We start from the raw sequence: 21,175 nt of genomic DNA, 5'->3' as shown, positions 1-21,175 counted from the left end.
GGTTAACGCGCCTCTCCTGCCATACGCGCGGTGGCGCGGCGGACAATCATGTGCAGAAGGATCGAAAACACGCCCAGCGTCAGCATCGCCGCAAACATTAGGTCCGTCTTGGCGCGGCCATTGGCCAGCAGCATCAGATATCCCAGACCTTGCGATGAACCGACCCATTCGCCGATCACGGCACCGATCGGCGCATACACCGCCGCCAGCCGCATCCCCGAGGCCAAAGACGGCAACGCCGCAGGGATACGGATGTGCCACAACACAGCGCGCTTGCCCGCCTGCATCGTGCGCGCAAGGTCCAGATACCCCTGCGGTGTCCGCATCAAACCGTCAAAAAAGGACGACGTGATCGGGAAATAGATGATCAGCACCGCCATCGCGACCTTGGACAACAGGCCATAGCCCAGCCACAGGGTCAGCAACGGGGCCAGCGCAAAGACCGGCAGGGCCTGAGTGAACACCAGCATTGGCTGTACCAGAACCCGTGCGACACGGGAATTGGCCAGCTGCAATGCGGTGACAACGCCAAGCAGCGTGCCGCAGGCAAGGCCGATAATGACCTCGATGGCTGTGATCCAGGTGTGTTCTGCAATCAGCCAGCGGTTCTGCCACCAGGTCTCGGCAACCACTGCGGGACCGGGCAGGATGAATTTTGGCAATCCGGTCAGGGTCACGATCCCCTGCCAGATGGCAAGGGCAAACAGGGTTGCTGCCAGAACAGAGAGGGACTTCATACCCCGCCCTCCCGCAGCAGCCGTAAAAGCGCGCCTTGTGTTTCCAGCGTCTGCAAATCATCCACGCTGCGCGGGGCTGGAGCAACCGGCGGGTCGCACTGTGTCAGCCCGTGCTGTGTCATGACGACGATGGATTGCCCCAGACGCGCGGCCTCGCCCGGATCGTGGGTCACCAGAAGGACGGTGCGGCCTTTCAGCGCCTCGGCGGCCAGATCCTGCATATCGGCACGGGTTCGGGCATCAAGGGCGGAAAAGGGTTCATCCAGCAACACAATCGGCCGGTCTTCCATCAGGGTGCGGGCCAGTGCCACGCGCTGGCGCTGCCCACCCGAAAGCTCGGGCGGTTTCTTGGTCATATGGTCCTGCAACCGCATCCGTTCGATCAGGCGGTCACGCCGGTCAACGTCAACTTTCTCGCCCCGCAGCCGCGCGCCCAACGAGACGTTCTGCGCAACACTCGCCCAAGGCAGCAACAGGTCGTCCTGCGCCATATAAGCGACCCGCTCTGAAACCGGCTGGCCATCGCTGGCGGTGATCCGGCCCGAGAATTCAGCCCCGGTTTCCAGCCCGGCAATCAGCCGCAAGACCGTGGTTTTGCCAACACCCGATCCGCCCAGCAGACAGGTCCACGCCCCGGCGTCAAGCGTCAGGGTCAGCGGCGCGAACAGAGTCGCGCCATCGATCATGGCTGTGCCGCTGATGGTCAGATCGGGCGCCGGGGTCATGGGGTCAGACCCATCTGCCAGAAATTGACTTCCAATTCCGTGGCCGTGCGGAACGTCCTGCACAGACGATCCCAGCGAGGCGACGTTTGGAAATCCGCCCCAATCCGCCTTGTTAGAGCCGAATCCAGCAACTCGCCCACGGCGGTGCAGGCGCTCTGGTAGCCCTCGTCCGCGTAGGTATCGATCCAGCCACGGTAGGTCGTTGATGTTGCCTCCTCAGCCAGGCGGGTGCCTATCTCACCATATCCCATGACGCAGGGTGCAAGTGCTGCCAGAAGATCCAGCAGATCACCGCTATAGCCCGCCTCGAGAACAAAGCGGGTATAGGCCAGATTTTCCGGCCGTTCCGGCGTCGCAAACAGCTCTGCCTGCGAGATGCCTTCTGCTTCGCAAATGCCGATATGCAGCTTCATCTCTTCGCTGATCAGGCCGTTCACGGTACGCGACGCCGCCAGCATTTCAGCATGTGTTTCCGATTTCACCACGGCCAGCGCCCAGGCGCGCGAGAAGTGGATCAGGAACACGTAATCCTGACGCAGAAAGTGCAGGAACGCCGGACGTGGCAGGGTGCCGTCTTTCAGGGCTTCGACAAAAGCGTGGCGGGTGTAATCCCGCCACGGCCCCTGCGCCGCATCGCGCATCAGCGCAAAGGCTTTGCCATAATCGCTCATTGCGCGGTGACGTCGATGGCTATGTCGCTGACGGGCAGGACAGTGTCGATCATGCCGCTGTCGTTCAGGAATGCTTCGAACCGGGCATATCGGCCAGCGTCAAACCCGGCGGGACGCAGGGCAAAGCGCGGCAGCGTGTCGACCCATGCGCGCGCGTTCAGCTCGTCCTGCAACTCGGGTGAGGTGGCCGAGAAGACCTCCCAGCTTTCTTCCGGGTTGTTGACGATGTACTGAGTCGCTTTTTCGGTCGCGGCCAGGAAACGGGCGATCTTGTCTTTGTCCATCGTATCGGGGTTGGCGACATAGATCAGTTCGTCATAAGACGGCACGCCTTCTTCCTCGATATAGAAGCAGGTGCCGGGGCGGCCTTCGATATCCATCTGGTTCAGTTCGAAGTTGCGATAGGCGCCAATCACCGCATCCACCTGACCGGTCATCAGCGAGGGCGAGAGTGAGAAATTCACGTTGATCATCTCAACATCATCCAGCGCGACGTCGTATTTGCCAAGCACGGTGCTGAGGATGGCCTCTTCCACACCGGCGACGGAAAAGCCGATTTTCTTTCCCTTGAGGTCAGCGGGCGATTTGATCGGGCCGTCCTTCAGAACCAGCAGGCAGTTCAGGGGCGTTGCGACCAGCGTGCCGACCCGTTTCAGCGGCAGCCCTTCGTGAATCTGCAAATGCAGTTGCGGCTGATAGGATACTGCCAGATCCGCTTGACCAGCGGCCACCAGACGCGGCGGTGCGGATGGGTCAGCGGGGGCAACGACTTCGACCTGCAACCCCTGCTCGGCGAAATAGCCGTTTTCCTGCGCCACGATGATGGGCCCGTGGTCGGGGTTGATAAACCAGTCCAGCAGGACGGTCATCTTGTCTTCGGCCCAGGCTGGCGCGGCGGCCAGAAGGGCAAAGGCTGTCATCAGCTTTTTCATATCTCACGTTTCCTTTTCTCAGGAGGTTGAGGCCGCGACGAGGACAATCTCGCCCGGCCAAATCGGTTGGATTTTCTCGGCAGCGCGCCATGCGCGCAGCCCGGTGGCACAGCAAAGGACGAGGCGTTTCCCCTTGTTTGGGTCTATTTCTTGTATTTCTTCGGGTGAAATGCGCGTCGCATCCGGGTGGGCCGGAACCGGAGCTTCGTTCGGGTCACGCAGTTCGACAATCTGGTCTGTGTCTCTCAACTGGCTGGCAGAGAGAAAGCGGAAACAGCTGTTCGGTTCCGGCGCGTCATCAAAACGAAACCCGGTGCTGCGCAGGGTTCGCGCATCATATTGCACCATCTGCCCCAGGGGTGATGGGTCAAGCCGCAAGATCAGGTTCAGCGCCATCTGCGCCTGCATGGACCCGATTACACCGACAACGGGACCCAGAACACCCGCCGTGGCGCAGCTTGCGCCACTTTCCGGTGCGTCGGGGAAAACGGCACGCAGAGATGGCGCGCCACCGCAAAACCCGCCCACGTAACCTGAAAGCCCCAGTACCGAGGCGCTGATCAGTGGCTTGCCTTGTGCCAGACAGGTATCCGACAGCATATAACTGACCGCATAGCTGTCGGCACAATCCAGGATAATATCCGCCTGCGACACCAGATTGGGCGCATTTTTCCCTGTTAGAGCATGTTTCCTGGCAATCACATCGATTTCGGCATTCAACGCACGGCATCGGTCAACGGCGCGTTCGGCCTTTGACAGCCCGCAATCTGTTTCGGAAAACAATGTCTGGCGATGCAGGTTCGACAGATCGACGATGTCACCATCGACAATCGTGATATGCCCCACCCCAGCCCCGGCCAATAGCGGCAGCAGCGGCGCGGCCAGACCACCTGCGCCGACCACCAGAACACGGGCCGCAGTCAGGCGGGTCTGTCCTTCGGTCCCGACCTCGGGCAGCAGCGTCTGGCGCGCGTAGCGGTTCATCTCGTGACCTCGATCCAAGCACGCACCCGCGCTTCGGGGTCGGCGTTCAGTGTGATGTCCGTAACGGCCGAGACGATGTCGGCCCCGGCTGCCAGCACCCCTGCTGCACGCTCGACGCTCATGCCGCCAATGCCGACCAGAGGAATGTCGCCAACCCGCGCCTTCCATTCGGTCACGCGGGGCAGGCCCTGCTGATGCCACTTCATCTTTTTCAAGATGGTCGGATAGACGGGACCCAGCGCCACGTAATCAGTATCCATGGCCAGAACCCGCTCAAGCTCATCATCGTCATGAGTGGAAACACCCAGCTTTAGACCCGCTTTTCTGATGGCTTTCAGGTCAGCATCATCCAGATCCTCTTGCCCCAGATGAACCCAGTCACAACCCAGATCGATGGCCTGCTGCCAGTAATCGTTGATCACCAGTACCGCCCCGTAGTCGCGGCACAGATCGCGCGAGGCGGCAATCTGATCGCGCATCACCTCATCCGGCTGATCCTTGATACGCAGCTGCACCAGCTTGACACCCAGCGGCAGCATCCGCCGCAACCAGTCCGCGTGATCGAAGATCGGATAGAAACGGTCCAGCGTCATGACAGGAATGCCTTTCCGACAACGGGGGTCGAAGGTTCGGCCATATCACGCGCCTCGATCGGGTCTGCCTGATGGGCCAGTTGTCCGGCATGGATTGCCTGCGCCATCGCCTTGGCCATCAGAACGGGATCACCGGCACGGGCCACAGCGGTGTTCAGCAGAACGGCGTCATAGCCCAGTTCCATCGCGTGGGCCGCGTGGCTGGGCAGGCCGATCCCGGCATCCACCACCAGCGGCGTTTCAGGAAACTCGGCCCGCATCGACCGCAGGGCGTATTCGTTGTTCAGCCCTCGCCCGGACCCGATAGGCGCGCCCCACGGCATCAGCACTTCGCACCCCGCTTCCAGCAGGCGTTCGCCCACGATCAGATCATCGGTGGTGTAGGGAAACACCTCAAACCCGTCTTCGGTCAGGATGCGCGCGGCCTCGACCAGCTGGAACACATCCGGCTGCAAACTGTCGGTGTGGCCGATCAGTTCCAGCTTGATCCATTTGGTATCAAACACTTCGCGCGCCATATGGGCTGTTGTCACCGCCTCTTTCACCGTATGACAGCCAGCCGTATTTGGCAGGATCAGAACACCCAGCTCGCGGATCATCTGCCAGAATGTCTGACCCGCGCCGGATTCCCGCCGCAGCGATACCGTGGCAACCGCCGCACCGCTTTCGCGAAAGGCCTGTTCCAGAATGGCCGGGCTGGGATATTGGGCGGTGCCCAGCATCAAGGGGTTCGGCAGTTCGATGCCGTAGAACATTCGCATCCTCAGCCCCCCTGCATTGGTGCGACCACTTCGACCCGGTCGCCGTCGGTCAGTTTGTGCGCAATACGCAGGCTTGACGGCACGAAATCTTCGTTCACGGCGGTGGCCACACGGCCCGAGAAGCCGCATTCCAGCAACAGATCCGACAGGGTTTCCGCGCGCACATCGCGCGTCTCGCCGTTAAGCACGATCTTCATCGACCATCTCCGAATGTGTGTTGTCCAATGCCAGATCAACGACACCCCGCGCCAGTGCAGGGGCCAGCAGATAGCCGTGGCGATACAGCCCATTAGCATAGATTGTCCGGCCCAAGCGCCGGATACGCGGCAGGTTGTCCGGGAAAGCAGGGCGCAGGTCGACGCCGATCTCCAGCACCTCAGCCTCGCCAAAGGCCGGGTTCACGGCATAGGCCGCGCTGAGCAGTTCCAGCATCGAACGCGCGGTGATGCGGCTGCTGTCCTCGGATTCGATCATGGTTGCGCCCAGCATGTAGACGCCATCCCCGCGCGGAACGATGTAAAGCGGCATCCGCGGATGCAATAACCGCACCGGGCGCGAAAGGGTCACATCGGGGCAACGAAGAACCAGCATCTCACCCTTCACGCCGCGCAGGTCGTGCAGATATTCGCGCGCGTGCAAACCCCGGCAGTCTATGGCGTTGTCCAGTTGCGCCGGAGCCAGCTTTCGGTGGGATTCCACGCCGGCGCCTTGCAGGTGACGATGCAGATCGCGCAACGCCTGACGAGGATCAAGGTGCGCTTCGTTTTCAAAATACAGAGCTTTGCCGAACTTGCTCAGATCGGGCTCTAATTCGAGTATTTCCGTGCGATCAACCTCGCTGAACCCTTCGGTCCGGCGTGCAAACCGGCGCAGGTCGGGCAGGTCACGCGCATTGGCAACGACAAGGGTTCCACGTCTGTTTACCTGCGTTCGCTGCGCCCACCATTCGATTGCTTCCTGCCCCAGCCGCAGCACCGGTTCTTCCGCGTTTTCATATTCACACCAGGGGGCCAGCATCCCACCGGCCCACCAGGAACACCCATGCGGGCCGGGCGGGCCGCCCGGATCGAAAACCTGCACCCTTGCGCCGCGTGACACAAGCTCGCTGGCCACGGCCAGACCCGCAACGCCTGCACCTATGACCGACCAGAGTGTCATGCGGGCCAGATCCGGTGGAAGTGGTGCACTGGACCGTGCCCGGCACCAATCTTCAGCTCATCCGCCCGCGCGATGGCCCCTTGCAGATAATTATGCGCCTGTGCGATCGCATCCCTCAGCGGCAGGCCCCTGGCCAGACCGGCGGCGATCGAAGACGACAGGGTGCATCCGGTTCCGTGGGTGTTTTTCGTGTTCTGACGCGGGGCCTGAAATGCGGCCACGACGCCTGAGGGGTCGACCAACAGATCGTGGCAGACATCGCCCGACCCATGCCCGCCCTTCATCAAAACCGCACCCGCGCCAAGAGCGCACAGGGCCTTGCCTTGTGCGGCCATCTCGTCCGGTGATTGCGCCGGTTTCGCATCCAGCAAACATGCCGCTTCGGGCAGATTGGGTGTCAGCACAGTCGCTGCTGGCACCATCACTTCGCGCAGAGTCCGGACCGCTTCCTGCGCCAACAACGCATCTCCGGATTTTGCGATCATGACAGGATCAAGAACGACGGAACCTTTGAACGTTTCCAGGCCTTGGGCCACTGTATGAATGATCTCTGGCGTCGCAAGCATACCGATCTTAATTGCCTTCACGTCCAGATCGCTCAGCACCGCATCGATTTGAGCGGCAATGACATCCCGCGGAACCCCATGCACCGCAGTGACGGCTTGCGTGTTCTGCGCCGTAATGGCGGTAATGACGCTTGCGCCGAATACACCCAACGCCGACATCGCTTTCAGATCGGCCTGAATCCCGGCGCCTCCGCCGCTGTCAGACCCTGCGATGGTCAGGGCAATTGCCGCCATGTCGTTGCTCCATCTTCTTTGGGCAACGAGGTAGGGAAAACGTCTGTGCTCATAAGACCGTTCCCTACGCCGGAATTGCCCGGATCAGGTTCGATGGGTTAGCGCGGTTGCGCCTCTCAGCCCTGATACGGGCACCCCAACGGTTGTCGCGGACAATTTCAGGGTCGACGGTCGGAATCAAGACCCAATTTGGCAAATGCATTGCCACTTTTGGTCATCTGATAAGGCCAATTGAGTGTCTTTGGGAAGTGTTTTGCGAGGCTCTGCCTCGCGCTCCGGGATATTTAGAGCCAGATGAATAAAGGATCCCTGCTTCATCTGGCCGGAAATATCCCGGGGGAGGCGCCCGGATCGGGCGGCGGGGGCAGAGCCCCCGGGGTAACCCTGGTTGTCAGCTTTTCATGCCGTCCCAGAAGGATTTGACGGATGAGAAAAAGCTTTTTGATTCCGGGTGGTTGTCTTCGCCCAGATCATCAAACTCGCGCAGCAGTTCTTTTTGGCGGCTGGTCAGGTTGACCGGGGTTTCAACCGCCAGTTCGATGAACATGTCGCCAACACCGCCGCCGCGCAGTGCGGGCATGCCTTTGCCGCGAAGGCGCATTTGCCGGCCCGACTGGCTGCCTGCCGGGATCTGCACCCGCCCACGCCCGCCATCGATTGTCGGAACCTCGATCGATCCGCCCAGCGCAGCCTTGGCCATGCTGACCGGTACACGGCAATAGAGGTTCACGCTGTCGCGTTCGAACAATTTGTGATCAGACACTTCCACAAAGATGTAGAGGTCGCCCGGAGGGCCACCGCGCATTCCGGCCTCGCCTTCACCTGCCAGACGAATACGGGTACCGGTTTCGACACCAGCGGGGATGTTGACCGACAAGGCGCGATCTTTTTCGACGCGACCTGCACCCTTACAGGATTTGCAGGGGTTCTTGATGATCTGGCCCAGACCCGAACAGGTGGGGCAGGTTCGTTCGACCGTAAAGAAGCCCTGCTGCGCCCGCACCTTGCCCATGCCGGAACAGGTGGGGCAGGTTGTCGGCTCGACCCCTCCTTCTGCTCCGGTTCCTTCGCAGGAGGAACAGGCCACGGCTGTCGGTACATTGATGGTTTTCTGCTGGCCCGAGAACGCCTCTTCCAGCGATACGCGCAGGTTATAGCGCAGGTCCGAGCCGCGCGCGGCGCGTCGGCCGCCGCCACCACGTTGCCCGCCCATGAAGTCGCCGAACAGGTCGTCGAACACATCCGAGAACGCGCTGGAGAAATCGCCCTGCCCAAAGCCGCCACCAGGCCGACCACCGCCGCCCATGCCGTTTTCGAAGGCGGCATGGCCAAAGCGGTCATAGGCCGCCTTTTTGTCGGCATCGCGCAGCACGTCATAAGCCTCGTTGGCTTCCTTGAACTGCGCCTCGGCATCCGGATTGTCCTTGTTGCGGTCCGGATGCAGCTCTTTGGCTTTCGTGCGAAAGCCTTTCTTGATCTCATCCGCCGAAGCGCCCTTGGACACGCCGAGCACTTCGTAATAGTCGCGTTTTGACATCAGTATTTCCTTCTGCCTCAACGTAAATAGGCCGGCCCGGCATCCGGACCGGCCTACATTGGCCCGGTTACCCGTTAGTTACGCTTGTCGTCGTCCAGATCTTCGAACTCGGCGTCGACGATATCGTCTTCACCGGGTGCGGCATCTGCTGCGACAGGCTCGTCCTCGGCCTCTTCGGACTGCGCCTTGTAGATGGCCTCACCCAGCTTCATCGCCGCTTCGGTGACGTTCTGGATGCCAGACTTGATCTTGTCGGCGTTGTCAGTTTCCAGCTCGTCCTTGAGTGCGGCGATGGCCAGTTCGATGGCTTCGATCGTGGTCGGGTCGACCTTGTCGGAATGCTCTTCCATCGACTTTTCGGTCGAGTGGATGAGGCTTTCCGCCTGGTTCTTGGCATCGACCAGCTCGCGGCGTTCCTTGTCGGCTTCCGCGTTCTCTTCGGCGTCCTTGACCATCTTTTCGATGTCTTCGTCGGACAGACCGCCCGATGCCTGGATGGTGATCTTCTGTTCCTTGCCGGTGCCTTTGTCCTTGGCCGAAACCGAGACAATGCCGTTGGCGTCAATGTCAAAAGTCACCTCGATCTGAGGCATGCCACGTGGCGCGGGCGGGATGTCTTCGAGGTTGAACTGACCGAGGATCTTGTTGTCCGCAGCCATTTCACGCTCGCCCTGGAACACGCGGATGGTCACGGCGTTCTGGTTGTCCTCGGCGGTCGAGAAGACCTGAGACTTTTTCGTCGGGATCGTGGTGTTGCGGTCGATCAGGCGGGTGAACACGCCACCCAGCGTCTCAATGCCCAGCGACAGCGGGGTCACGTCCAGCAGAACCACGTCCTTGACATCGCCCTGCAGAACACCGGCCTGAATGGCGGCACCCATGGCAACCACTTCGTCCGGGTTCACGCCTTTGTGCGGCTCTTTGCCAAAGAACTTCGTGACCTCTTCGATCACTTTTGGCATCCGGGTCATACCACCGACCAGAACAACTTCGTCCACGTCAGCGGCCGACAGACCAGCGTCTTTCAGAGCCGCCTGGCACGGCTTCATCGACTTCTTGATCAGATCACCGACCAGAGATTCCAGCTTGGCACGGGTCAGTTTCATGACCATGTGCAGCGGCTGACCGTTCGAACCCATCGAGATGAACGGCTGGTTGATTTCGGTCTGCGAGGTCGAGCTGAGTTCGATCTTGGCTTTTTCCGCGGCTTCTTTCAGACGCTGCAGGGCCATCTTGTCAGCAGACAGATCGACACCGTGTTCCTTTTTGAACTCATCCGCCAGGTAGTTGACGATGCGCATGTCAAAGTCTTCACCGCCCAGGAAGGTGTCGCCGTTGGTCGATTTGACCTCGAACAGGCCGTCGTCGATTTCCAGAATGGTCACGTCGAAGGTACCGCCACCAAGGTCATAGACCGCAATGGTTTGGGTTTCCTGTTTGTCCAGACCATAGGCCAGTGCGGCAGCAGTCGGTTCGTTGATGATCCGCAGCACTTCCAGACCGGCGATTTTACCCGCGTCTTTGGTGGCCTGACGCTGTGCGTCGTTGAAGTATGCGGGAACGGTAATGACCGCCTGCGTGACTTCCTCACCCAGATAGCTTTCCGCGGTTTCCTTCATCTTGCCCAGAGTGAAGGCCGAGATCTGGCTTGGCGAGTACTTTTCACCGCGGGCCTGAACCCACGCGTCGCCATTGCCGCCATCGACGATAGCGTACGGTACCATCTTCTTGTCTTTTTCGACTTCGGCATCATCCACACGACGGCCGATCAGACGCTTGACGCCAAAGATCGTGTTGTCGGGGTTGGTGACCGCCTGACGTTTTGCAGGCTGACCGACCAGTCGCTCATCTTCAGTGAAGGCGACGATCGAGGGCGTGGTCCGCGCCCCTTCGGCGTTTTCGATAACCTTCGGCTGCGAACCGTCCATGATGGCCACGCAGGAGTTGGTGGTTCCGAGGTCAATCCCGATTACTTTTCCCATTTTTGCAATCCCTTTCTCTTCAAGGCGATGTCTCGACGACCGGACCCGTTACGGCATCCCGCCCCCGACCTGATGTGCGCGACAGCACTACCATCGCGCGTCCCGGCGTATATAAGGGCGAGACCAGAGGCCTGCAAGCACCGTAGAACGCAGGTTTTAGGGATTCTGATGCCTTTTTTGGCAAGGAATTGGAAAGGATTGGGGTTTCTGGAATGGCGCGATTGGTTTTGCGGGGGTTCGATATCAGGAAAGGTTATCTTGATCCTGAGGCCCAGTCGCGGGTGATCGCGGATTTGCGCCCGATTCTGAAAGCTGCGCCCCTGTTCCGGCCTGTTACCCCCTCGGGCAAGGAGATGTCGGTTCGGATGACCTCGGCCGGTGATCTGGGTTGGGTAACCGACAAGGCAGGATACCGATATCAGGATCAGCACCCCAAAGGTGGCGACTGGCCGGAAATCCCCGCCACCATCCTGGATATCTGGCGTGATCTGGTCAGCACCGAACGGGCCCCCGATTGCTGTTTGGTCAACTATTACGGGGAAGGTGCAAAAATGGGCCTGCACCAGGACAAGGACGAGGCAGATTTTTCATGGCCCGTCCTGTCGGTTTCGCTGGGCGACGATGCCTTGTTTCGGATTGGCAGCACGACGCGCGGCGGCAAGACCGAGTCGATCTGGCTGAGCTCGGGGGATGTGGTTGTCATGGGCGGTCCGGCGCGGCTGGCATATCACGGCGTGGATCGGATCAGGTTTGGATCCTCGCGCCTTTTGCCCAAAGGCGGGCGCATAAATCTTACGCTGCGGGTGGTGCGTTAGCGGCGCGCATCCCAGCTTTTCGACACGTGCTGACGGGTGAAGAATTCGCCCATAAGACCGATCATCAACAGGGCGATTCCAACCCAGGCCGCGTATTCCCAGCTGGTGTTTCTTGGATAATAGTTGCGGAACACGAACCCGCGGGTCTGGTCGATGATGTGAAACAGCGGGTTCCAGGCAAACATCATCAACAGCCCGCCACCCAATGCGTTCGCAATGAACATCTTGCCGGAAAACACCATGTTCAGACGGCGATATATATTGGTTAGCATCGAAACGGTCGTCGGGGCCCACGGTTTCAACGCCATGAACACAAGCCCCACCGCGCAGCCGGTAAACCAGGCCAACACCAGCATTGCGAAGGCGCCGCCGGGGTTCTGCACCTCAAGCGGAGCAACCGCGACACTGTAGACGAACAGGATGATGAACATGGCCAGCAGAAACTTATAGAATGTGCTGAAGGCCGCCGCGAGAATCGTGACCATTACGTTCATCGGCGAATGCAGCATCATCGGGTTATTGGATGACCCAACCCCGGAAATCGCGCCAATCGATTGTATGTGCAACATGAACGGGAACACGCCCGACAGGACATACAGCAGAAATTCGCCCCTGATCCTGGCGACCCCGCCCCGGCCCATCAGCGACATGAGCAGATAGAACGTGACCATCATCACCAGCAATTGCACAACGTTGAGCAGGATCGCGATCACCGCATTCGGATGCTGCGCGCGCACGTTCCGCACCACCGCGTGGAACACCAGTTCCGCAGTCGTCAGTGCACCGCCCAGCAGCGTTTGATTGCGCTTGTAATAGAACACTTAAAGGGTCTTTCCTGCCTCGTCGTCCCTAACCTGGCATGAATATCTTGCCGTTCGGTAACCGTCGCATCATAAGTCGGTCACGAGTTTGGATCAACAAACCACAGGAACGGAGCATTTTTGTGACCTACGACGCGCTTATTCCCGTCATCCGGCGTCTGGCCCTTGAGGCAGGCGACAGGATCATGGAAATCTACGAGGCAGACGATTTCGACGTCAAAGTCAAATCAGACTCCAGCCCTGTGACCGAAGCGGATGAGGCAGCCGATGCGCTGATTTCAGCCGGGTTGCGTCAGGCGTTCCCCGATATCCTGCTGATCACCGAAGAGCAGGCCGCCTCGCATTCCGAAAAAGGGGATACCTTTCTGATCGTCGATCCGCTGGATGGCACCAAGGAATTCATCAACCGCCGTGGCGATTTCACCGTCAACATCGCGCTGGTCGAGAACGGAACACCGACACGGGGCGTGGTCTATGCCCCGGCGCGGGGCCGCATGTTCTATACGCAGGCCGATGGTCAGGCAGTCGAGGAAACGGGCGCGTTTGACAAGGATGCACACGGCACCCTGACCCCAATATCCGTCTCTAACCCGGACAATTCCGCGCTTTTGGTCGTGGCCTCAAAATCGCACCGGGATCAGGCCACCGAGGATTACATCAACAAGTATCAGGTCAAGGACAGCAAAAGCGCGGGATCGTCTCTTAAGTTCTGTCTGGTTGCGACGGGCGAGGCGGATCTTTATCCGCGGGTCGGGCGCACGATGGAATGGGATACGGCGGCAGGGCACGCGGTACTGGCCGGGGCCGGAGGCCGGGTTGTGCGGTTTGACGATCACGCGCCGCTTGTCTATGGCAAAGAGGGCTATGCGAACCCGTTTTTTATCGCGTACGCTCCGGGTGTTAAGCTGAAGGAGGCCTGATGTCAGTTCTGATCGCCATCCCCGCGCGCTATGCCTCGACCCGGTATCCGGGCAAGCCTTTGGTGCCGCTGACCGGCGCGACAGGCGTTTCGATGACACTGATCGAACGGTCCTGGCGAGCAGCCACTTCTGTTGCGGGCGTGGACCGGGTTGTGGTCGCAACCGATGACGACCGCATCCGCGAGCTGTCCGAAGGCTTTGGCGCCGAGGTGGTGATGACCTCGGAAAACTGCCAGAACGGCACCGAACGCTGCGCCGAGGCGCACAAGGTTCTGGGCAGCGGATATGACATCGTGGTCAACCTTCAGGGCGATGCACCTCTGACACCGCATTGGTTTGTCGAGGACCTGATCACAGGGCTGCGCGCGGCACCCGACGCTGGCGTGGCCACACCCGTCCTGCGTTGCGACGGGGATGCTTTGAACAGCCTGCTGAATGACCGCAAACATGGCCGTGTTGGCGGAACAACCGCCGTGTTCGGGCGCGACAACAGCGCGATGTATTTCTCGAAAGAGGTCGTGCCTTTCACCTCAGAAACCTATGGCGGGGATGAACCCACGCCGGTGTTTCACCACGTCGGCGTCTATGCCTATCGGCCTGATGCGTTGGCGGCCTATCCGGGCTGGCCAACAGGCCCTCTGGAAAAGCTGGAAGGTCTTGAACAGCTCAGGTTCATGGAAAATGGCCGCAAGGTTCTGTGCGTCGAGGTTGACGCCAAGGGCCGTCAGTTCTGGGAGCTGAACAACCCGCAGGACGTGCCCAAGATCGAAGAGATGATGGCCGCGATGGGGCTGGAATAGCCGGTTTTTGCCCATGACGCCCCGCGGTTTCCATATCTCGATGACAGGCAATCTGGTTCCAAAGGACGTTTCATGAAACCAATCCTCGTGACCGGTGGTGCCGGATATATCGGGTCGCATGCCTGCAAGGCGCTTGCGCAGGCGGGTTATGTTCCCGTGACCTACGACAATCTGGTCACCGGCTGGCAGGATGCGGTGAAATACGGGCCGTTTGAACAGGGCGACCTGTTGGACCGGGCACGCCTGGACGAGGTATTTGCCAAACACAAGCCGGTTGCGGTGATGCATTTTGCGGCCCTCAGTCAGGTGGGCGACGCGATGCGGCAACCCGGGCTGTACTGGTCGAACAATGTCACCGGATCGTTGACGTTGATCGAGGCTGCGGTTGCGGCGGGCTGTCTGGATTTCGTGTTCTCGTCCACATGCGCCACCTATGGCGAGCATGACAATGTGGTGCTGGACGAGGCCACCGCCCAACACCCGCTGAATGCCTATGGTGCATCAAAGCGCGCGATCGAGGACATCCTGAGGGATTTCGAAGCGGCCCATGGGCTGCGCCATGTCATTTTTCGGTATTTCAACGTTGCTGGTGCCGATCCCGAAGGCGAAGTGGGCGAGTTTCACCGGCCTGAAACCCATCTGATCCCCCTGATGCTGGATGCGATTGATGGCAAGCGCGAGGGTTTGACCGTTTTTGGCACCGATTACGATACGCCGGACGGCACATGTATTCGCGATTATGTCCATGTCTGTGATCTGGTCGACGCACATGTTCTGGGGCTGGGCTGGTTGGAACAGGGTAAAGAAAGCCGTGTTTTCAATCTGGGCACCGGCTCGGGGTTTTCCGTGCTTGAAGTGATCGAGCATTCCAAATCCGTCACCAACCGCCCGGTGCCGTATTCGGTTGGTGCCCGACGGGCGGGCGATTGCACCAAGCTGGTGTCCGGCTCTGTCCGCGCCCAAACCGAACTGGGGTGGAAGCCGAAAAGATCAACGTTAGAGACGATGATTGCGGATGCCTGGCGCTGGCATCAGAACGGCCACTACGAGAAATGAGGCCCCGGTGACGTCCAATACGGTTCAGACACTTCCTGATATCGGTTGGCGACAGGAATACCGGTTGCGCTGGAAACGGCGACGCCTTCTTTGGCGCTCGATACGCAGCCGCCATCAACTGACCTGCCTGAAAGATCAGACAAGCAGCATACGGGGCGGCGACGTGCTGGCCTTTACCACCTTGCGCAATGAGATTACCCGCCTGCCGTGGTTCTTCCGTCACTATCGCCAGCTGAGCGTGAACCATTTTCTGATCGTCGACAACGGCAGCGATGACGGATCGGCTGAATTTCTGCAGGATCAACCGGATGTTTCCCTTTGGCAGACCCGGTCCAGCTATCGCGGATCACGCTTTGGGCTGGACTGGCTCAGCTGGCTACAGATGCGATACGGCCATGGCCATTGGTGCCTAATGGTCGACGCGGATGAGCTGCTGGTTTATGCCCGGCACGACCACCATTCCTTGCATGAGCTCACAGAATGGCTGGACCGGCAGGGGCGGGCCGGGTTTGGCGCATTGATGCTGGATCTGTATCCAAAGGGGCCGTTGGGCGGCCAAACCTATGACCCGGACACGGACCCGACCAAGGTGCTGAACTGGTTTGACGCGGGACCGTATCGCGCACAGCGGCAAAGCCCGATGGGAAACCTGTGGGTTCAGGGCGGCGCACGCGAGCGGGTGTTTTTTGCCCAGATACAGCAGCGATCCCCGACGCTGAACAAGATCCCGCTGATGCGCTGGTCGCGGCGATATGCCTATGTAAACTCGTGCCATTCCGCCCTGCCCCGTCGTCTGAACGCAGTGTATGACGGGCCAGCCGGCGACACCCCGTCCGGCGTTCTGCTGCACACGAAATTTCTGCCGGACATTATTGAAAAATCCAAAACTGAAAAGCTGCGCCGCCAGCATTTTCATGACCAGAACCAGTTCGCTGCGTATTACGATCAGATACTCAATCAACCAGACATGTGGACCCCGCAATCGGTACGCTATGCCGGCTGGTCGCAGTTGCTGGAGCTGGGGCTGATGCGTGACGGCGGCTGGTGTTGAAAACAAATCCAAAGGGATCAACGGCACCTTTACCATTTCCGGGGTTTAAAAAAGTTGCCTCAGAAGTGGTAGAAGTGGCATAAACCGACAATGCCCTGTCGCAACCAACGGTCGCGGCGGGTTCGGGGAAAGCTCGCGTTATAATAAAGGTTGGGCAGTCGCGTGAGCCTGTTTGAATCATACAAGATGAGATTGCGGCGCAAGCGCCGTATTCTGCGCTGCCTCAGACGTCGGCGCGAACTTAAGCCCGCCAGCAACAACACGTCTGCCATCCGCCGTGACGATATCCTGTTGATGAGCGTTGTGCGTAACGAGAAAATTCGCCTGCCGTACTTTCTGGAATATTACCGCAAACTGGGCATCGACCACTTTCTGTTCATCGACAATGACAGCGATGACGGCAGTTTCGAATTCCTGAAACAGCAGTCCGATGTATCGGTCTGGCGGACGACTACCAGCTACAAACGTGCAAGCTATGGTCTGGACTGGTCGAATTACATTCTGCGCAAATACGCGCATGGACATTGGGTTCTGAGCGTCGACCCGGATGAGTTTTTCATCTACCCCTTCTGCGACACCCGCCCGATCCGCGCCTTGACAGACTGGCTGGACGGAAGTGCCGTGCGCAGCTTTGGCACCATGCTGATCGACATGTACCCCGAAGGGTCTGTGGATGCCGAAACCTATCGCGAGGGGCAGGATCCCTTTGAAATCGCACGGTGGTTCGATCCGGGAAATTACACCATCACCAAGAACCCGGATTACAAGAACCTGTGGATTCAAGGGGGCGCGCGGGCGCGCGTGTTCTTTCGCGACAAGCCATCCAAAGCCCCGGCACTGAACAAGATCCCGCTGGTCAAATGGGATCGACGCTATGTCTATGTCAGCTCGACCCACTCGCTTTTGCCGCGCGGGCTGAATCAGGTTTACGACGAATGGGGTGGGGAAAAGGCCAGCGGCTCGTTGCTTCATGCCAAGCTGATTGACACCCTTGGCGACAAGGCGCGTGAAGAATTGCAACGCCGCCAGCATTATAGCGGTTCGGGCGAATACAAAGCCTATGCCGCACAGCTTGAAGACAAGCCCGTATTCTGGTGCGAGTGGTCCGAGGCCTATATCAACTGGCGGCAGCTTGAGATTCTGGGCCTGATGTCAAAGGGAAACTGGGCATGAGCGGTCTGGGCGTCGTCATGCTGGTTCATACCTCGCTGGACCGGGCCGAACAGGTCGCGCGCCATTGGACCGCTGCGGGATGCCCTGTTGTGATCCATGTGGATCGCAAAGTACCGGGTGAAGAATACGCGCGATGTGTTGCGTCCTGTTCGGACAATCCCCGGATCGCATTTTCCGACCGGCATCAATGCGACTGGGGCGGGTGGGGCATCGTTGCCGCCTCACAAAGCGCGTCCGAACTGATGCTGGAGCAATTTCCCGAAACGCGCCACGTCTTCCTGTCGTCGGGGGCCTGCCTGCCGCTGCGCCCGGTTCAGGAGCTGATTGATTACCTGGCCGACCGGCCTCGTGTCGATTTCATCGAAAGCGCGACAACATCTGATGTCAGCTGGACAATCGGCGGGTTGGATCATGAACGGTTTACGCTGCGGTTCCCGTTTTCCTGGCGAAAACAGCGCGGATTGTTCGACGCATATGTAAAGCTTCAGCGCGCGGTCGGGTTTCGCCGGAAAATCCCCGACGGTTTGGTTCCGCATATGGGCAGCCAGTGGTGGTGCCTGACCCGTCAAACACTGTCTGCCATTTTGCAGGACCCCAAGCGCAAACAATATGACAGCTACTTCCGCCATGTGTGGATTCCGGATGAAAGCTATTTCCAGACATTGGCGCGGCTGTATTCCACACATATCGAGAGCCGGTCCCTGACCCTGTCCAAGTTCGACTATCAGGGCCGCCCGCACATCTTCTACGACGACCATCTGCAATTGCTGCGGCGGTCAGACTGTTTTGTTGCCCGCAAGATCTGGCCCCGTGCGGAACGGCTGTATCAGGCGTTTCTGACCGATCAGGCCAGTGCGATGAAACCGGCCGAACCCAATCCCGGCAAGATTGACCGGGTGTTTTCCAAGGCGGTCGAGCGGCGGACGCGAGGGCGTGACGGGCTGTACATGCAAAGCCGGTTTCCCCGGCACGGCAGTGAAAACGGCCTTACCTCGTCACCCTATTCCGTATTTCAAGGCTTTTCCGAACTGTTTGAAGACTTCGAAGATTGGCTGGCCGCGGCCACTGGCACACGCGTGCACGGGCACCTGTTCGGACCCGAGCGTGCGGAATTTGCAAAGGGTGAAACCATCACAAACGGTGCGCTCAGCGATTGTGCTTTGCTGCGGGACTACAATCCAACGGCCTTTCTGTCGAACCTGATCTGGAACACACGCGGCGAACGCCAGTGTTTCCAGTTCAGCCCCCGCGACACGCAGGACATCAACTGGTTTCTAGCGCGGGACAAGAATGCGCAAATCTCGGTCATCACAGGGGCCTGGGCAATTCCGCTGTTCCGGTCGAACCTGAACTTCTCGGACATCCGGAGCGAGGCCGCGCGTCTGCAACAGATCGAAACCAAGCAGCTTGAGGTTCTGACCTCGGTCTGGACAAAGGCGCGGATGCGCAGCTGGTCTCTGGCCGATTTCATTGAAGCGCCGATGGAGCCCTTGCAGGCGATCCTGGATGAGATTGGCGCGCATCAAGCCAGTCACCTGACAGAAGCGCCCACAATGGTCGATCTGTCCGGCTTCGGGAAGTTCCTGCAAAACCTCAAGAATCAGGGTATGCACCCTTATTTGATGGGCGATTTCCCTTCGGACGATGTGTTCGGCCATCAGACGAAACCCTATCGCAAACCCTATCTGGTGCAGTAATTACCCATGCCAGCCAATTTTGATTACTTCGTTGTTCTGGCTGCCATGCGCACAGGGTCGAACCTTCTTGAGGCCAACCTGAACGCGCTGGACGGGGTTTCCTGTCATGGCGAAGCCTTTAACCCGCATTTTGCCGGCAACCTGAAGTCCGATACCCTTCTGGGTCTGTCGCTGGAAGACCGCGACGCAGATCCGATGCGGCTGTTGAAGGCAATCCGGTCGGCACCGGGTGGCTTGAACGGTTTTCGGTATTTCCAGGACCACGATCCGCGCATTCTGAAGCCTGTGCTGAATGATCCGCGCTGTGCCAAGATCATTCTCACACGCAATCCGCTGGACAGTTTTCTGTCCCTGAAAATCGCGCGCACCACGCAGCAATGGCTGCTGAAGAACGTGAAGCGTCGCGTCGATGCACAGGTTGCTTTCGACGGGATTGAGTTTTCTGAGTATCTCGATCAGGTCCACGGCCACCAACACATGTTGCAGCGGCATTTACAGAAGACCGGGCAAACCGCTTTTTTCATCACCTATGACGACCTGGCAGAGTTGGACGTTGTGAACGGTCTGGCCGCATGGCTGGGGGTTGAGGCGCGGCTGAGCAAGCTGGACGATACTCTGAAACCGCAAAACCCGGCACCTGCCGTATCGAAGGTCACCAACCCCGATGAGATGCAAGACGCCCTGTCCAAGCTGGACAGGTTCGGATTGCACCAGCCCTCCCGTTTCGAACCAAACCGGGGGGCGGCGGTACCGCAATACATTGCCGCAGCCGGATCAGCATTGATGTATTTGCCCATTCGCGGCGGAATAGAGCCTGTTATTGCGCAATGGATGGCCGACATGGATGGCTGTTCTACGGACGATCTGGTCACAAACCGGAACCGCAAGGAAATCCGCGTCTGGATGCAAGATCACCCCGGACACCGGAAGTTTACCGTGTTGCGCCACCCGTTGGCACGGGCGCATTCGGCGTTTTGCCAGTACATTCTGGATACCGGGCCGGGCAGTTACAAGATGGTCCGCAATTACCTGCGCAACCGCCTCGACCTGCCGATCCCCGGGCAGGTGCGCGACACCAATTACTCGGTCGAACAACATCGGGATGCGTTTCTGGCGTTCCTCGGATTCCTGCCTATGAACCTCAACGGTCAGACACCGATCCGCGTTGACGGGACATGGTGCAGCCAGTCCCGAACGCTGGATGGTATTGCCAGCTTTCTGATGCCGGACCTGATTCTGCGGGAAGAAGAGCTGACCACGGCGCTGCCGGATCTGGCCCGCTCAACAGGTCACCCCAATCCGCCTGCCCCCGGCCCGTGCGCGCAGGATGTTCCGTTTACGCTGGATCAGATCTATGACGAACAGCTTGAAGCGCTGGCATCCGAGACCTACCAGCGCGACTATGAAACATTCGGGTTTGGCGCGTGGATGCCTGTGCCCCCTAAGGGCGCAGAGTGATCAGCGTCCCCCGGTTGACCATCGCATAGATTTCTTCGATCTCGTCATTCTTGACCGCGATGCATCCCGCTGTCCAATCCGGTGTTTTCTTGGCGCGTTTGAACTCGGATCGCAGATTGGGCTGCCCGTGAATGAAGATGTCCCCACCCGGATCAACTCCTGCTGCCTTGGCCTTGGCAATGTCCTGAGAGTTGGGATACGAGATGCCCAGCGACAGGTGATACCGGCTGTTGGGGTTGTGGCGATCGATCAGATAACTTCCTTCGGGCGTACGACCGTCTCCGCGTTTGGTTTTGGTGCCGTTTGGCGCAAACCCCAGATCCACATCATATTCCTTGAGGATTTCTTCATGGTGCAACAAATAAAGTTTGCGCGCGCCCTTGTTGACCACCAGCGAGGTGACCTCGGGCCCATTATAGGTCAAAAAATTTGGACGGGCTGATGCACAAGCCGATAGGCCCAGCGTTGCAACCGCCCCCAATCCGAATGCTCGACGATCCATGT

At 59.3% G+C, this 21,175-nt stretch carries 22 protein-coding genes and 1 riboswitch; of the genes, 8 read left to right on the top strand and 14 right to left on the bottom strand.

Annotated features, from left to right (window positions below):
- Positions 1-2 precede the first annotated feature (2 nt).
- The 12 genes from AC2FND_RS02065 to dnaK form a co-directional block, all read right to left on the bottom strand.
- A complete protein-coding gene (locus AC2FND_RS02065) occupies positions 3-737 on the bottom strand; it encodes an ABC transporter permease (RefSeq protein ID WP_480486978.1) in 735 nt (244 codons plus the stop codon).
- A complete protein-coding gene (locus AC2FND_RS02060) occupies positions 734-1,462 on the bottom strand; it encodes an ABC transporter ATP-binding protein (protein ID WP_496767614.1) in 729 nt (242 codons plus the stop codon). Before AC2FND_RS02060 ends, AC2FND_RS02065 begins: the two co-directional genes overlap by 4 nt.
- The gene (tenA, locus tag AC2FND_RS02055) at positions 1,459-2,133 is read right to left on the bottom strand and encodes a thiaminase II (protein ID WP_496767612.1); all 675 of its coding nucleotides are present in this window, start codon (positions 2,131-2,133) and stop codon (positions 1,459-1,461) included. Before tenA ends, AC2FND_RS02060 begins: the two co-directional genes overlap by 4 nt.
- Positions 2,130-3,065: an ABC transporter substrate-binding protein gene (locus AC2FND_RS02050; protein ID WP_496767611.1), complete on the bottom strand. Its 936-nt coding sequence runs from the start codon at positions 3,063-3,065 to the stop codon at positions 2,130-2,132. The genes tenA and AC2FND_RS02050 overlap by 4 nt, the downstream gene beginning before the upstream one ends.
- Positions 3,066-3,083: 18 nt before the next feature.
- Positions 3,084-4,049, bottom strand: coding sequence for a ThiF family adenylyltransferase (locus AC2FND_RS02045; RefSeq protein WP_496767610.1), 966 nt, complete (start codon positions 4,047-4,049; stop codon positions 3,084-3,086).
- Positions 4,046-4,642: a thiamine phosphate synthase gene (locus AC2FND_RS02040; protein ID WP_496767608.1), complete on the bottom strand. Its 597-nt coding sequence runs from the start codon at positions 4,640-4,642 to the stop codon at positions 4,046-4,048. The genes AC2FND_RS02045 and AC2FND_RS02040 overlap by 4 nt, the downstream gene beginning before the upstream one ends.
- A complete protein-coding gene (locus tag AC2FND_RS02035; RefSeq protein ID WP_496767606.1) occupies positions 4,639-5,403 on the bottom strand; it encodes a thiazole synthase in 765 nt (254 codons plus the stop codon). Before AC2FND_RS02035 ends, AC2FND_RS02040 begins: the two co-directional genes overlap by 4 nt.
- Before the next feature lie 2 nt (positions 5,404-5,405).
- Positions 5,406-5,600 (bottom strand): sulfur carrier protein ThiS, encoded by a 195-nt coding sequence (thiS, locus tag AC2FND_RS02030; protein WP_209506920.1) that lies wholly within the window; start codon positions 5,598-5,600, stop codon positions 5,406-5,408.
- Positions 5,584-6,561 (bottom strand): glycine oxidase ThiO, encoded by a 978-nt coding sequence (gene thiO, locus AC2FND_RS02025; RefSeq protein ID WP_496767604.1) that lies wholly within the window; start codon positions 6,559-6,561, stop codon positions 5,584-5,586. The genes thiS and thiO overlap by 17 nt, the downstream gene beginning before the upstream one ends.
- Positions 6,558-7,361, bottom strand: a complete 804-nt coding sequence (gene thiD / locus AC2FND_RS02020; protein ID WP_496767602.1) for a bifunctional hydroxymethylpyrimidine kinase/phosphomethylpyrimidine kinase — start codon at positions 7,359-7,361, stop codon at positions 6,558-6,560. The genes thiO and thiD overlap by 4 nt, the downstream gene beginning before the upstream one ends.
- Before the next feature lie 44 nt (positions 7,362-7,405).
- Positions 7,406-7,510, bottom strand: a riboswitch (TPP riboswitch).
- A 242-nt stretch (positions 7,511-7,752) separates the two neighbouring features.
- Positions 7,753-8,898: a molecular chaperone DnaJ gene (gene dnaJ, locus AC2FND_RS02015; protein ID WP_209598968.1), complete on the bottom strand. Its 1,146-nt coding sequence runs from the start codon at positions 8,896-8,898 to the stop codon at positions 7,753-7,755.
- A 74-nt stretch (positions 8,899-8,972) separates the two neighbouring features.
- Positions 8,973-10,880, bottom strand: a complete 1,908-nt coding sequence (gene dnaK / locus AC2FND_RS02010) for a molecular chaperone DnaK (protein WP_496767600.1) — start codon at positions 10,878-10,880, stop codon at positions 8,973-8,975.
- A 212-nt stretch (positions 10,881-11,092) separates the two neighbouring features.
- Between dnaK and AC2FND_RS02005 the strand changes: the two genes are divergently transcribed.
- Positions 11,093-11,695, top strand: a complete 603-nt coding sequence (locus AC2FND_RS02005) for an alpha-ketoglutarate-dependent dioxygenase AlkB family protein (RefSeq protein WP_496767598.1) — start codon at positions 11,093-11,095, stop codon at positions 11,693-11,695.
- Here AC2FND_RS02005 and AC2FND_RS02000 read toward each other — a convergent pair.
- Positions 11,692-12,516: an ABC transporter permease gene (locus AC2FND_RS02000; protein ID WP_496767596.1), complete on the bottom strand. Its 825-nt coding sequence runs from the start codon at positions 12,514-12,516 to the stop codon at positions 11,692-11,694. The two genes, AC2FND_RS02005 and AC2FND_RS02000, sit on opposite strands and share 4 nt — an antisense overlap.
- Before the next feature lie 122 nt (positions 12,517-12,638).
- Between AC2FND_RS02000 and cysQ the strand changes: the two genes are divergently transcribed.
- From cysQ to AC2FND_RS01965, 7 genes are all read left to right on the top strand, one after another.
- The gene (cysQ, locus tag AC2FND_RS01995; RefSeq protein WP_496767594.1) at positions 12,639-13,436 is read left to right on the top strand and encodes a 3'(2'),5'-bisphosphate nucleotidase CysQ; all 798 of its coding nucleotides are present in this window, start codon (positions 12,639-12,641) and stop codon (positions 13,434-13,436) included.
- On the top strand, positions 13,436-14,236 hold the full coding sequence (locus AC2FND_RS01990; protein WP_267364430.1) for a 3-deoxy-manno-octulosonate cytidylyltransferase family protein: 801 nt from the start codon (positions 13,436-13,438) through the stop codon (positions 14,234-14,236). The genes cysQ and AC2FND_RS01990 overlap by 1 nt, the downstream gene beginning before the upstream one ends.
- Positions 14,237-14,308: 72 nt before the next feature.
- Positions 14,309-15,292, top strand: a complete 984-nt coding sequence (galE, locus tag AC2FND_RS01985; RefSeq protein WP_480486955.1) for a UDP-glucose 4-epimerase GalE — start codon at positions 14,309-14,311, stop codon at positions 15,290-15,292.
- Between the two features lie 7 nt (positions 15,293-15,299).
- Positions 15,300-16,343, top strand: coding sequence for a glycosyltransferase family 2 protein (locus AC2FND_RS01980; RefSeq protein WP_496767592.1), 1,044 nt, complete (start codon positions 15,300-15,302; stop codon positions 16,341-16,343).
- A 186-nt stretch (positions 16,344-16,529) separates the two neighbouring features.
- Positions 16,530-17,516, top strand: a complete 987-nt coding sequence (locus AC2FND_RS01975) for a glycosyltransferase family 2 protein (RefSeq protein WP_480538563.1) — start codon at positions 16,530-16,532, stop codon at positions 17,514-17,516.
- On the top strand, positions 17,513-19,213 hold the full coding sequence (locus AC2FND_RS01970; RefSeq protein ID WP_496767590.1) for a DUF5927 domain-containing protein: 1,701 nt from the start codon (positions 17,513-17,515) through the stop codon (positions 19,211-19,213). Before AC2FND_RS01975 ends, AC2FND_RS01970 begins: the two co-directional genes overlap by 4 nt.
- A 6-nt stretch (positions 19,214-19,219) precedes the next feature.
- Positions 19,220-20,671 carry a nodulation protein NodH gene (locus AC2FND_RS01965; protein ID WP_496767588.1) on the top strand — a complete coding sequence of 484 codons (1,452 nt, stop codon included), beginning with the start codon at positions 19,220-19,222 and terminating at the stop codon, positions 20,669-20,671.
- Here the strand turns inward: AC2FND_RS01965 and AC2FND_RS01960 are convergent.
- Positions 20,655-21,173 (bottom strand): L,D-transpeptidase family protein, encoded by a 519-nt coding sequence (locus AC2FND_RS01960; protein ID WP_496767586.1) that lies wholly within the window; start codon positions 21,171-21,173, stop codon positions 20,655-20,657. The two genes, AC2FND_RS01965 and AC2FND_RS01960, sit on opposite strands and share 17 nt — an antisense overlap.
- Between the last annotated feature and the right edge of the window lie 2 nt (positions 21,174-21,175).

The organism is Ruegeria sp. BHSB056, from assembly GCF_059613305.1.
The sequence above is the reverse complement of the archived record's forward strand: the minus strand, read 5'-3'. Positions and strand labels throughout refer to the sequence as shown.

Excerpts from the sequence above, each read along its gene's own strand:
- AC2FND_RS02065 (WP_480486978.1), bottom strand. The coding sequence starts at position 737 with ATGAAGTCCCTCTCTGTTCTGGCAGCAACCCTGTTTGCCCTTGCCATC.
- AC2FND_RS02060 (WP_496767614.1), bottom strand. The coding sequence starts at position 1,462 with ATGACCCCGGCGCCCGATCTGACCATCAGCGGCACAGCCATGATCGAT.
- tenA (WP_496767612.1), bottom strand. The coding sequence starts at position 2,133 with ATGAGCGATTATGGCAAAGCCTTTGCGCTGATGCGCGATGCGGCGCAG.
- AC2FND_RS02050 (WP_496767611.1), bottom strand. The coding sequence starts at position 3,065 with ATGAAAAAGCTGATGACAGCCTTTGCCCTTCTGGCCGCCGCGCCAGCC.
- AC2FND_RS02045 (WP_496767610.1), bottom strand. The coding sequence starts at position 4,049 with ATGAACCGCTACGCGCGCCAGACGCTGCTGCCCGAGGTCGGGACCGAA.
- AC2FND_RS02040 (WP_496767608.1), bottom strand. The coding sequence starts at position 4,642 with ATGACGCTGGACCGTTTCTATCCGATCTTCGATCACGCGGACTGGTTG.
- AC2FND_RS02035 (WP_496767606.1), bottom strand. The coding sequence starts at position 5,403 with ATGCGAATGTTCTACGGCATCGAACTGCCGAACCCCTTGATGCTGGGC.
- thiS (WP_209506920.1), bottom strand. The coding sequence starts at position 5,600 with ATGAAGATCGTGCTTAACGGCGAGACGCGCGATGTGCGCGCGGAAACC.
- thiO (WP_496767604.1), bottom strand. The coding sequence starts at position 6,561 with ATGACACTCTGGTCGGTCATAGGTGCAGGCGTTGCGGGTCTGGCCGTG.
- thiD (WP_496767602.1), bottom strand. The coding sequence starts at position 7,361 with ATGGCGGCAATTGCCCTGACCATCGCAGGGTCTGACAGCGGCGGAGGC.
- dnaJ (WP_209598968.1), bottom strand. The coding sequence starts at position 8,898 with ATGTCAAAACGCGACTATTACGAAGTGCTCGGCGTGTCCAAGGGCGCT.
- dnaK (WP_496767600.1), bottom strand. The coding sequence starts at position 10,880 with ATGGGAAAAGTAATCGGGATTGACCTCGGAACCACCAACTCCTGCGTG.
- AC2FND_RS02005 (WP_496767598.1), top strand. The coding sequence starts at position 11,093 with ATGGCGCGATTGGTTTTGCGGGGGTTCGATATCAGGAAAGGTTATCTT.
- AC2FND_RS01990 (WP_267364430.1), top strand. The coding sequence starts at position 13,436 with ATGTCAGTTCTGATCGCCATCCCCGCGCGCTATGCCTCGACCCGGTAT.
- galE (WP_480486955.1), top strand. The coding sequence starts at position 14,309 with ATGAAACCAATCCTCGTGACCGGTGGTGCCGGATATATCGGGTCGCAT.
- AC2FND_RS01975 (WP_480538563.1), top strand. The coding sequence starts at position 16,530 with ATGAGATTGCGGCGCAAGCGCCGTATTCTGCGCTGCCTCAGACGTCGG.
- AC2FND_RS01970 (WP_496767590.1), top strand. The coding sequence starts at position 17,513 with ATGAGCGGTCTGGGCGTCGTCATGCTGGTTCATACCTCGCTGGACCGG.
- AC2FND_RS01965 (WP_496767588.1), top strand. The coding sequence starts at position 19,220 with ATGCCAGCCAATTTTGATTACTTCGTTGTTCTGGCTGCCATGCGCACA.
- AC2FND_RS01960 (WP_496767586.1), bottom strand. The coding sequence starts at position 21,173 with ATGGATCGTCGAGCATTCGGATTGGGGGCGGTTGCAACGCTGGGCCTA.